Genomic DNA, 12,085 nt, shown 5'->3' on the forward strand with positions numbered 1-12,085 from the left:
TTTTGTAATAGTTTAAGGTTATGTTGAGCCCTGAAGTGGGTAATTCATACTAACTGTATAAATTAAGAGGCAAATATAGAATCTTTTTATTTGACTGAAAATGGATTGTTTAATATGCTTAGCAAACCAATTCAAGGTAATTTCTTTTTTATCAAAAAAATTCCCAGACAAAATTATTGAAAGTCAAAGAAGGTCAATGTATAATAAAGTCAGAAAGTCAAAGAAGGTCAAAGTTTTTTGAATTCATTTTTTAAAGGAGGAGTACTACATGCTTTGTGAAAAATGCCATGTAAACCAAGCTAATATTCAAGTTCACCTAAATATGAATGGTCAGGAGCATGATGTGAAACTGTGCTCCACTTGTTATAAAGAAGAGCGAAACAAACTTGGAGCAGCTATGGGCGGAATGGATATAGGGAAATTCCAATTTAACGGATCTCCAAATTCATTCAATCCATTTAATAATAATGGTGTACCAAAACCGGATTCAGCTGAACATGGAGAGGACGGAGGATTGCTTGAGGAGTATGGCCGCAATTTGACCGATGCTGCTAAAGCAGGACTTATTGATCCGGTTATCGGACGAAATGAAGAAATCAAGCGCGTCATTGAAGTTCTAAATAGACGCAATAAAAATAATCCAGTTTTAATCGGTGAACCTGGTGTCGGTAAAACAGCCATTGCTGAAGGTCTTGCTTTAGCGATTGTTGAAGGTTCAGTGCCAGTTAAATTACGTAATAAGCTTGTATATATGCTTGATGTAGCGTCCCTTGTGTCGAATACTGGAATTAGAGGGCAATTCGAAGAACGTATGAAGCAATTGATCAGCGAATTACAGGAAAGAAAAAATGTCATACTATTCATCGATGAAATTCATCAACTTGTGGGAGCTGGTTCGGCCGAGGGATCAATGGATGCAGGAAATATCTTGAAGCCTGCACTTGCACGCGGCGAACTTCAGCTTGTCGGAGCAACCACTTTATCAGAATATAGAAAAATTGAAAAAGATGGTGCCCTTGAAAGGCGCTTCCAGCCTGTACACGTTAATGAGCCGACAACTGCTGAGGCACTTGTCATCTTACGTGGATTAAAGGATAGTTACGAATCTTATCATGGTGTGACATATAGTGAGGAAGCCCTAAAAGCGGCTGTAGAACTTTCGAACCGCTACATTCAAGACCGATTCCTGCCTGATAAGGCAATAGACTTAATGGATGAAGCTGGTTCCAAATTGAACTTGACCATCGAAGACGGCCAAGCAGAAAACATGAAAGAACGTCTGGCTGAAATCTATAAAGAAAAAGAAATGGCCTTAAAAGAAGAAGCATATGAAAAAGCTGCCGTTCTTCGTGATGAAGAAGAAAAACTGGAAAAGTCTTTGCGGGCTGGTGAAGATGCAATTAAGCCAACCGTTACCATTGAAGACATTCAAAATATCATCGAACAAAAGACTGGTATACCTGTAGGTAAGCTCCAAGAAGATGAGCAAGAAAGAATGGTTCATCTCCAAGCGGAGCTAATGAAAAAAGTAATCGGGCAGGAAGAAGCTGTCAAAAAGGTTTCCAAGGCCGTTCGAAGAAGTCGTGCCGGGTTAAAATCAAAAAACCGACCTACCGGTTCTTTCCTTTTCGTTGGTCCGACAGGAGTCGGTAAAACCGAATTGGCAAAAACGCTTGCTGAGGAATTATTCGGGGACAAGGAAGCGATGATTCGTCTTGACATGAGTGAATTCATGGAGAAACACAGTGTTTCTAAATTAATCGGTTCTCCTCCTGGATATGTAGGACATGAGGAAGCTGGACAATTGACGGAAAAAGTCCGCCGCAAGCCTTATAGTATCATCTTATTGGATGAAATCGAAAAGGCACATCCGGATGTAATGCATATGTTCCTGCAAATCATGGAAGATGGCCGCTTAACTGACAGTCAAGGCCGGACCGTTACTTTTAAAGATACCGTGATCATCATGACGAGTAATGCTGGAGTCGGTGAGAAACAAAAAGTAATGGGGTTCGGTACAAGTTCAGCTGTGGAAGAAGCATCAATCCTACAATCATTAGGCAGCTTCTTCAAACCGGAATTCCTGAACCGATTCGATAGCATCATTGAATTCTCGGCATTGAAGAAAGAAGATCTTCTGCAAATCGTTGATATCATGATTCACGAGCTAGACGAAACACTTGCTGCAAATGGTTTATCTTTAGATGTAACTAATGAAGCGAAACAAAGGCTAATTGAACTCGGATATCACCCAACATTCGGGGCGAGACCGCTCCGCCGTGTTTTACAAGAACAGCTCGAAGACGGCATCACTGACTTTATCTTTGAGCAGCCTGAAGTGAAGAACTTCACTGCAATTGTTGAAGATAACTCTGTGAAAATTATAAAAACACCATAAAGAGTACTAGAAATGCCTCCAAGACCGTAAAACTGTTATGGAGGCATTTTTTTTAGGCTTCATTTTCATAAAAGATAGGTAAGGTACAGCTAAATGACCTGCAACTTTCGATAAAAATATAGATCTCTGAATTTTCGACATAATTTGCCGATCGAATGTTTTGATGGGTAATGCCTGTGGAATCATAACATAAGGGAAGATTCGCTCATGATTATAAAAATTAATAATTCCTGTTCTAAAATGGGAATTTCAATGGAGGAATGACCTATTAATGATTCACTTTCTTATTTTGAAGAGGAAAATAAAAATAATCGAAACCCTGCGGATAATGAAACGGAGAATCAGTTGGAACCCCTGCCGGTAGCGAATATTAATCCAGTAAACCCGCCGGAATTGGATGAACTATATTTCTATGAAGGCAAAGATTTAGGAAATTCCTATCTTAAAGATAAAACAGCATTCCGGTTATGGGCACCACTTGCATCTGAAGCTAAGCTAGTTACTTATAAACATTGGAATGATTCAGATGGAATAGAGATTCCGATGGTCCGCGCGGAAAAAGGTACCTGGACGATTGAGTTGAACGGTGATCAGGATGGATTGATTTATACATATAAAGTGAGAGTGGGAGAAATCTGGAGTGAAGCTGTCGATCCGTATGTTCGTGCAGTTACTGTTAATGGGATTAAAGGAGTCGTGATAGATTTAACCGATACGAACCCAAAAAGGTGGACACGGGATAAACCACCTCTCAAAAAAGCTGAGGACATCGTCATTTATGAATTGCATACTCGGGATTTGTCAATTCATCCTGAAAGCGGAATAAATCATAAAGGTAAATTCTTAGGAGTAATTGAAGCAGGAACCAAAGGTCCAGAAGGAGCGAAAACGGGTCTTGATCATATTAAAGATCTAGGTGTTACACATGTTCAGTTTATCCCGATATTCGATTTTGCTACAGTCAATGAAATGAAATTGAATGAACCACAATATAACTGGGGATATGATCCACAGAATTATAACGCTCCCGAGGGCTCTTATTCGACTGATCCGTATCAACCAAAAGTCAGGATTCGGGAGTTAAAGGAAATGATTCAAGGTTTACATGATCACGGTTTACGAGTAATCATGGATGTTGTCTATAATCACGTATATTCCGTGGAGGACTCAAACTTCCATAAACTCGTTCCCGCTTACTTTTTTCGCTATAAAGCCGACGGCACTTTATCTAATGGAACTGGTGTAGGAAATGACACCGCGTCTGAACGTAAAATGATGCGCAAATTCATCGTCGAATCCGTAACCTATTGGGCGAAGGAATTTAACCTGGATGGATTCCGTTTCGATTTAATGGGGATACATGATGTGGATACGATGAATGAAGTGAAAAAGGCACTGGCAGAAATTGATCCGACCCTCATTGTTTTGGGCGAAGGCTGGGATATGGATACCCCCTTGGCACAAGAGCTGAAAGCAAATCAAAAGAATGCTAATAAAATGCCTGGAATCGCTCACTTTAATGATGCGATCCGTGATGGTTTAAAAGGGTTTGTAATGAATGAACAGGATAAAGGATTCGTAAATGGAAAACCAGGAATGGAAGATATTATCAAAAAGGGCATTGCTGGTGGTTTGGAATATGATGAAGATATCGCAACATATCAAAGACCAGATCAAGTGATCAATTATGTTGAAGCACATGATAATTATACTTTATGGGATAAACTTCTCATCACTAATCCGGATGCGACAGAAGAAAAACGAAAACAAATGCATAAATTAGCTTCGGCAATTGTCTTACTGTCACAGGGAATTCCAATGATACATGCTGGACAAGAGTTTATGCGCACGAAGGATGGAGATGAAAATAGCTATCAATCTTCTGATTGGATTAACCGATTGGATTGGAAAAGGAGAGCTGATTTCGACCGGGAAGTGGAGTATATGAAAGGACTGATTTCTCTCAGGAAAAATCATTCTGTTTTTAGGTTAAGCACACCTGAAGAAATTGAAAAGCATTTACAATTCATTGATGCTCCGCCAAATGTGGTTGCCTTCTCTTTAATAACAGAAGATTCAACAATTGCAGTGATTCATAATGCAAATTGGGACGCGATAACGATTTATCTTCCCCACGAAGGTAATTGGTCCGTTTTAGTGGATGGCCAGCGAGCTGGCCTGGAAGAAATAGAAAGGATTAAAGGGAGTCAGATAACCGTCGCCCCTTTAAGTTCGTTTGTATTGAAAGCAAACTCTAACCAATGATAATAAGGTCGAAGTGAGTGGATACTATGTCTCACTTCGACTTTGTTCATTTGTTGATATGAAATTGGTTAAAAGGAGGAGTCTTCCATTATTTACTTTCGCAAGTTTAAAAAAAAATGTGCGAGGGTAGAAAAATACCAAATGATGAATTTTATCGTTTTGTAAGAGGGGAGCGATTATTTTGCCAGAGAAAATGACTATAAAAATCAATGGTGCTGAAACCAGTCTAGAAGGTAATCAAACAATATTACAAATGCTGACGGATAGCTCAATTGAGGTCCCGAATGTTTGTTACCATCCTAGCCTAGGTCCTATCGAAACATGTGATACATGTTTAGTGAGCGTTAATGGAGAACTTGTAAGGTCTTGTTCCACCCAAATCAGGGATGGTGATGTAATTGATACAGTTGCACCTGATGTGAAAGAAGCACAGGTCATGGCGATGGACAGGATATTGTATAATCATGAGCTTTATTGTACGGTTTGCGATTATAATAATGGCGGTTGTGAAATACACAATACGGTTAAGGAAATGAAGGTAAATCATCAAAGTGTTCCTTTTGATCAAAAACCATATGAAGTGGATCGGTCGAATCCATTCTATCGATATGATCCGGATCAATGCATTCTTTGCGGCCGTTGTGTTGAAGCTTGTCAAGATGTACAGGTCACTGAAACATTGACCATTGATTGGGAAGCAAAACGCCCGCGTGTCATTTGGGATGATAATGTTCCGATCAATGAATCTTCATGCGTGTCATGTGGACACTGTTCAACTGTATGTCCTTGTAATGCAATGATGGAAAAAGGAATGGAAGGGGAAGCAGGATTTTTAACGGGCATTGCCAAACAAACACTTCGACCTATGATAGAAATTACGAAAAATGTTGAAACGGGGTATGGTTCAATTTTAGCGATTTCAGATATGGAATCCGCCATGAGGGATGCAAGGGTCAAGAAGACAAAAACGGTTTGTACATACTGTGGGGTAGGATGCAGCTTTGACGTTTGGACCAAAGATCGTAAAATCCTTAAGATCGAACCGCAAGTGGAGGCACCTGCAAATGGAATTTCGACTTGTGTAAAAGGGAAATTCGGATGGGATTTCGTGAATAGTGAAGAAAGACTCACAAAGCCTTTAATTAGGGAAGGGGAGGCGTTCAGGGAAGCCGAATGGGAAGAAGCCCTTGAACTGATTTCCCGTAAATTCACCGAAACCAAAGATTCTTACGGTCCGGATTCGATGGCTTTCATAACGTCTTCTAAATGCACCAATGAAGAGTCCTATTTAATGCAAAAGCTGGCTAGGGGAATCATCGGCACCAATAATGTGGATAACTGTTCCCGGTATTGTCAGACACCGGCTACTTTAGGACTATTCAGAACGGTTGGATATGGCGGAGATACTGGGGGCATAAAGGATATCGAAAAGTCCGAACTTGTATTGATCATAGGCTCCAATACATCCGAATCACACCCCGTGTTGGCTACAAGAATCAAACGTTCCCATAAACTAGGTAAACAAAAGCTGATAGTGGCGGACATTAGAAAGCATGAAATGGCTGAACGTTCCGACCTTTTCATCCAGCCTGCTCCGGGATCGGATATCATATGGCTGTCGGCCGTGACTAAATATATCGTCGACAAAGGTTGGACAGACACAGACTTTGTCAAAAATCGTGTAAATGGAATGGAAGAATACATCAAGAGTTTGGAACCTTACACAATGGAATATGCAGAAAAAGTAACAGGAGTAGCTAAAGAAGATTTAATTACATTGGCAGAAGCCATTCATGAAGCGGGAAGCGTTGTATCACTTTGGGCCATGGGCGTTACACAGCATGGAGGAGGAAGCGATACAAGTACGGCAATTTCCAATTTATTGCTCATAACAGGCAACTATGGTAGACCTGGAACAGGTACTTACCCTTTACGCGGCCATAATAATGTTCAAGGAGCCAGCGATTTTGGCAGTATGCCGGATCGCCTGCCAGGTTATGAAAAAGTAACGGATGAAAAGGTCCGCGTGAAATATGAAAATATCTGGGGTGCAAAAATACCAGAAAATCCTGGCCTGAATAATCATGAAATGGTCGAAGGGATACATGCAGGTACCATCAAAGCAATGTATTTAAAAGGTGAAGATATGGGTCTGGTAGATTCGAATATCAATCATGTCCATAAAGCATTTGAAAAACTGGACTTCTTTGTGGTACAAGATATCTTCTTATCAAGAACGGCTGAATTCGCGGATGTTGTCCTTCCCGCAAGCCCGAGCTTTGAAAAAGAAGGTACTTTCACGAATACGGAACGCCGTATTCAACGTCTTTATCAAGTCTTTGAACCGCTTGGCGACTCAAAGCCTGATTGGCAAATCATAATGAATGTCGCTAATTCGTTAGGAGCCGGCTGGAATTATGAACATCCAAGTGAAATTATGGAAGAAGCGGCGAAACTATCACCATTATATGCAGGAGTAAGCTATGAACGCTTGGAGGGATATAACAGTCTTCAATGGCCAGTTTTGCCAGATGGTAAAGATACGCCACTGTTATTTACGGAAAATTTCCCTTTCCCTGATGGAAAAGCAAGGTTATTTCCAGTCGAATGGACCAAACCGATTGATTTTGGGGATGAGTTTGATATTCATGTGAATAATGGCCGTTTATTGGAACATTTCCATGAAGGAAACATGACTTACAAATCAAAAGGCATCACTTCCAAAACGCCAAACGTCTTCCTTGAGGTATCCCGGGAATTGGCAAAAGATAGAGGGCTTGAGGATGGGACTCTTGTTCGGCTTACTTCACCATATGGAAATGCAAAAGTGCAATGCCTGATTACGGATCGTGTAAAAGGGAAAGAGGTTTATCTGCCAATGAACGATTCAGGTGACGGTGCGATCAACCAATTGACAAGCAGCCATTCAGATAAAGATACTGATACTCCCGCATATAAGGAAGTTCAAGTGAAAATGGAAGTGCTCAGGGTCAAAGGAGAAAATCCATTGCCGAGTATCAACCATCGTAATGGTAATCCACAACCGCAAATAGGTGTACAAGTACAAAAAAAATGGGCCCGCGAAGATTATATTTTCCCTGGTGACCTCTTGAAAATCAAAAAGGAGGAGAGGAACCGTGGCTAAAGCGACAAAAGTGATCAATCGAATCTCCATTAGCGATGAAGAAAGAAAAAGAATTGAACTCGAGGATATCGAGCGTACCCTTTTGGAAAATAAAGAAGTGATTAAAGAAACGTTTGAAGTCATGAAGGGCATGCAAGATCGTGGGATTTTATCAATGGTTAACAGCTTGTTGAAGGAAGGGGATAAAGTGCTGAACATTCTGGTCAAGACAGCGGACACCCCAGAAACGGCTAATACGATAAAGAATCTCCTTCTAATACTTGGCACGTTAGGAACACTAAATGTTCAGCAGCTTGAACCGCTTATCCTCAAGGTCAATTCAGGGATTGCCCGAGTGGCCGAAGCTGATAAAACGCCGGAAAAGCCAAGCTATCTAGCATTGCTGCGTTCCTTGAATGACCAAGAAGTCAAACAAGCCATGACTTTTCTAATGACCTTTCTTAAGGGAATGGGAGAGGATACAAGCGATTTAGAAAGAACAACCCAACTACCGGAGAATCAGCATTTGCATAAAGCGAATGAAACAGCGGACATAGAACGGCCGACCTCCAGAAAATCATACGGATCAAGCATACCCAGTAAAAGCGGAAGAGGAAAAAAACGAAATACCAGCTGGTTTTGGATTGCAGCAGGCGTTTCGCTCGTAACCATTCCGCTCACCTTATCTAAAAGTGAGAAATGAAGTTGCACGTTAATATTTTTGAAACGGTAGTAAAATTGTTTACAATATTGACTTTGTCTTGAGTGATAGTGAGTTCTTCCTATCAAAATATTAAAGCCGATGATTCCCTTATAAGGAAACATCGGCTTTTTTCGATGGAATGTGATATCAGAAAGAGTGCAATCAATATATTCAAGCCTTGCAGGTAATCAAGCAGTATAATAAGTAAAAACGTGCCTAACAAAATTAACAATGATGGCAGCGCTCTCACGAAAATATCACCTCATTCTTTTTTCTTAAAGTGCAATTAATACTTTAAAAATATGCAAGAAGTCGTACCAAAAAGGCATTTTAGTAAATATGCCATGGATACCTTGTCATTTATACTCCTTATAATGATGGAACCTTATGCTTGTAGAAAAGCATGATATGCCATAAAATGGGGGTATCAAAATGGATCAAGGAGTGTATAAATGAAGCTAAAATTAATGACCATCTCTTTGGGATTCTGTACTTCTTTAATACTTTCAGGTTGTTCAGGCGAGGAGGAAAGAGTTGTAGAAAAAGAAAGCAGTCACGAAGGACATACAGAGCATACGGTATCCGGGGATCTTCAGGAGGAGACCAGCAGTAAGGAAATAGCACCGGATTTCTTAACGGATAAACCTGAGGATATGAAGACCATCTATTTAGCTGTTGCTCAAAATAAAGATTTACTGGAAAAAATACCTTGTTACTGCGGTTGCGGAGAGTCTGCTAACCATAAAAATAATTACGATTGCTTTATCCATGAGAATAAAAAAAATGGTGAAGTGGTTTGGGATGACCACGGGACTAAATGCGGAGTTTGCTTAGAAATTGCTGCGCAATCCATCTTGGACTTGAACGACGGTATGAGCGTCAAAGAGATTCGGAATAAAGTCGATGAGAAGTATAAAAACGGATATGCCAAACCAACTCCTACCCCTGATGTGTAAGTTAAAAAAATTATGAAATTCTAGCGTAAAAATAATAATGTAGAAAATGGTTTTTTGCCCGATATTCTTTCGGTAAAGGCCATTTTTTTAATTTCTTAGAGTGATGGATTCTTTCACAATATATATTATAGGTCAAAAAGGGGAATACTTCCATTATACATTAAACGGGAAAGGAGCTATCACTTTGACACTAATTCGCCTTGGGTATGTAGCCATGAGTAATCATGTGCCGAACTGTTCACCATCCCAAACGATGACTTTTGCTCAGTTTTCTAAAATTAAAGACAGAGAAGCAGCGATAAGGAAACTTGAACGCATTTCAATATCCAATCTTCATAATTGCTGGCGTTTACTAATTCATAACGAAGCTAATAGCATTCAGTTCTTTAGGCTTTCTTCTAAACTAATCCCTTTAGCCAATCATCCAGAAATTCCAGAATGGGATTACATAGAGCCGATTTCAGAAGAACTGACTAAATTAAAAACATTCATAAAGAATCACCCAAAAATGAGGATAGATTTTCACCCAGATCATTTTGTCATCTTGAATAGTTCAAATATCGATATACTGAAGACATCTTTAAAAACATTAAGGATGCACTTTACTTTATTGAAAAAAATGGGAGTGGATCCCGAGCACCGCTGTGTTTTGCATGTTGGCGGCGGTTATGGCGAGCATGTACAGGCATTAGAGCAGTTTATCCATAATTGGGGTTTGATTCCGGAATCGATTCAAAGAATGGTCATTCTTGAGAATGATGATACTACCTATACTTTGTCGGAAACTCTTTATTTATGTGAAAAATTAGGCATACCAATGGTTTTTGATTATCACCATTACCTTGCACACCAGTTACCAAGTGAGAATTGGAAAGATCATTGGGCCCGAATATTGAATACCTGGAGTATTTCCAAACTACCTCCTAAAATGCATATTTCAAGTCCAAGGTCCGAAAAAGAATTTCGAGCACATGCTGACTTTGTGGATACTGGCATGTTCATGGAATTTTTACAACAAATAAAGGGAAGCTTACCAAAGCTGGATTGCATGATTGAAGCAAAACAAAAGGATGGTGCACTTTTCCAGTTGATGGATGAATTGAGAAGTTACAAAGAAATAGAAATCATTGATGATGCCAGTTTTTATATTCATTAATCGACTAGGATGATTTGATAAAGAGGATATGCAGACGATTCTCTTTATCAAATGTAATATAAAATAGAATTGGAATATAAGTTTACATAATGATATTATTGTAAAATAAATTTGAAAACTAAATAAATGGAAAAGGATTCATTATTAATATTGAATGGATGATAGATTTTGTATTTTACATTATTTTGCAAAACTATGAAGTAAGACAAAAAAAACGAGCTCCATATTTAGCTTCTAAAGCTGTTGTTTTATGCTATTGGAGTCATAATTCAAGAATGGGTTAAGAAGGCTCTATTAAGCTATATAGCGGGTTAATGAATGTTGGTAGATTTTAGGTCTATCCGGTTTATTTTTACAAGAATATTCTGAATGTAACAAAGGACCTGTATTGATACATTCGAAAACGCATTAAATCAAGGTTTATAAGGGGATCGGAATTTATAAAACTTGCCTTTTTTTCACCTGTTCACGTACAATGAAAGAAGGGGAAAGGGGAATGAGCCATTCATGCAAGCAGCCTCTCAAAGAATTAAAAATGTCCAGCCTATACGCCGGTTGGATCACATAGAAAAGATGAAAAAGTCTCTATTAAAATATTGCAGCTACAGGGATTATATGATGTTTTCAATCGGGATAAACATCGGGTTACGTATAGGGGATCTATTACAATTGCGAGTAAAAGACATTCTTGAGGGTACGCATATTGTCATTGTGGAGCAAAAAACAGATAAAATTAAACGGTTCCTTGTCAATCCTCAACTTCGTAAGGAAGTTAGGAAGTATGTCCGGAAATCGAACCTGAAAAATGAACAGTATTTATTTCCAAGTCGAAAAGGTAATGGTCCAATCACTAGGGTACAGGCCTATCGGGTTCTGAACAAAGCGGCTGAAATGGCAGACATTCCGGATGTCGGTACACATACCCTCCGAAAAACCTTCGGCTATTTGCATTACCAAAAATTCAAGGATATCGCTTTATTGCAGCAAATCCTTAATCATTCCAATCCGAAAGATACGATGATTTACATAGGACTCACACAGGATTTAATGGACGAAACATTAATGGATTTCTATTATTAACTGAAAAGGACGAAGTAAAACTCCTGTATTACTCAGTATTTTTAAATGGATATCACACTCCTTCAATCGGTAGTTATTTCAGGGTGAATATTATTTCGATATAACTGAATGGGTAGATAAAACTAGTAACATTGGTGTGGAGAGGTAAAACGGCTTTCGGATTGGGATACGCGCACTTTGCTAGGAAACTCGACTTCACTGAGGATTTTGATAGTTATAAGAGTTTGGCCGGGTGATGGAAAGAGGTTTAAATGAACCGAAGGTCGTCTCAAAAAAGACTAGAATATAGTCTTTTTTTCTTGATATCATCGTACTGATTTCAATAAAGAATCACTTGATTTAGTATATTAGAAACATTTATTTTTCAGAAATTCCGTTGTTTCCCGTTTTACAAATAATGAAA

General features: G+C 39.2%; 5 protein-coding genes and 2 pseudogenes. All 7 read left to right on the forward strand.

Translation table 11 applies throughout. The features are described from left to right. Nucleotides 1-268 precede the first annotated feature (268 nt). The 7 genes and pseudogenes from ACFVS1_RS08680 to ACFVS1_RS08710 all read left to right on the forward strand — a co-directional run bounded on the left by ACFVS1_RS08680 (nucleotide 269) and on the right by ACFVS1_RS08710 (nucleotide 11,682). Entirely contained in the window at nucleotides 269-2,398 is a 2,130-nt protein-coding gene (locus tag ACFVS1_RS08680; protein WP_387546417.1) for an ATP-dependent Clp protease ATP-binding subunit, read from the forward strand. 378 nt (nucleotides 2,399-2,776) lie between these two features. Then, nucleotides 2,777-4,663 (forward strand): annotated as a pseudogene (pulA, locus tag ACFVS1_RS08685) (type I pullulanase); the annotation flags it as partial. A gap of 181 nt (nucleotides 4,664-4,844) precedes the next feature. Further along, entirely contained in the window at nucleotides 4,845-7,808 is a 2,964-nt protein-coding gene (gene fdhF / locus ACFVS1_RS08690; protein WP_387546420.1) for a formate dehydrogenase subunit alpha, read from the forward strand. Continuing rightward, nucleotides 7,801-8,322 (forward strand): annotated as a pseudogene (locus ACFVS1_RS08695) (helical membrane plugin domain-containing protein); the annotation flags it as partial. The gene fdhF and the pseudogene ACFVS1_RS08695, both read left to right, overlap by 8 nt. Nucleotides 8,323-8,942: 620 nt before the next feature. Continuing rightward, nucleotides 8,943-9,446, forward strand: a complete 504-nt coding sequence (locus ACFVS1_RS08700) for a PCYCGC motif-containing (lipo)protein (RefSeq protein WP_387546423.1) — start codon at nucleotides 8,943-8,945, stop codon at nucleotides 9,444-9,446. 184 nt (nucleotides 9,447-9,630) lie between these two features. Beyond that, on the forward strand, nucleotides 9,631-10,602 hold the full coding sequence (uvsE, locus tag ACFVS1_RS08705; RefSeq protein ID WP_387546426.1) for a UV DNA damage repair endonuclease UvsE: 972 nt from the start codon (nucleotides 9,631-9,633) through the stop codon (nucleotides 10,600-10,602). Nucleotides 10,603-11,109: 507 nt separating this feature from the next. Further along, a complete protein-coding gene (locus tag ACFVS1_RS08710) occupies nucleotides 11,110-11,682 on the forward strand; it encodes a site-specific integrase (RefSeq protein WP_286198103.1) in 573 nt (190 codons plus the stop codon). Nucleotides 11,683-12,085: the final 403 nt, after the last annotated feature.

It is taken from the genome of Peribacillus sp. NPDC058075, assembly GCF_042885195.1.
Lineage (GTDB): Bacteria > Bacillota > Bacilli > Bacillales > DSM-1321 > Peribacillus.

Bases quoted from the DNA above. Each gene is read 5' to 3' on its own strand.
- ACFVS1_RS08680 (WP_387546417.1), top strand. From the start codon at position 269: ATGCTTTGTGAAAAATGCCATGTAAACCAAGCTAATATTCAAGTTCAC.
- ACFVS1_RS08700 (WP_387546423.1), top strand. From the start codon at position 8,943: ATGAAGCTAAAATTAATGACCATCTCTTTGGGATTCTGTACTTCTTTA.
- ACFVS1_RS08710 (WP_286198103.1), top strand. From the start codon at position 11,110: ATGCAAGCAGCCTCTCAAAGAATTAAAAATGTCCAGCCTATACGCCGG.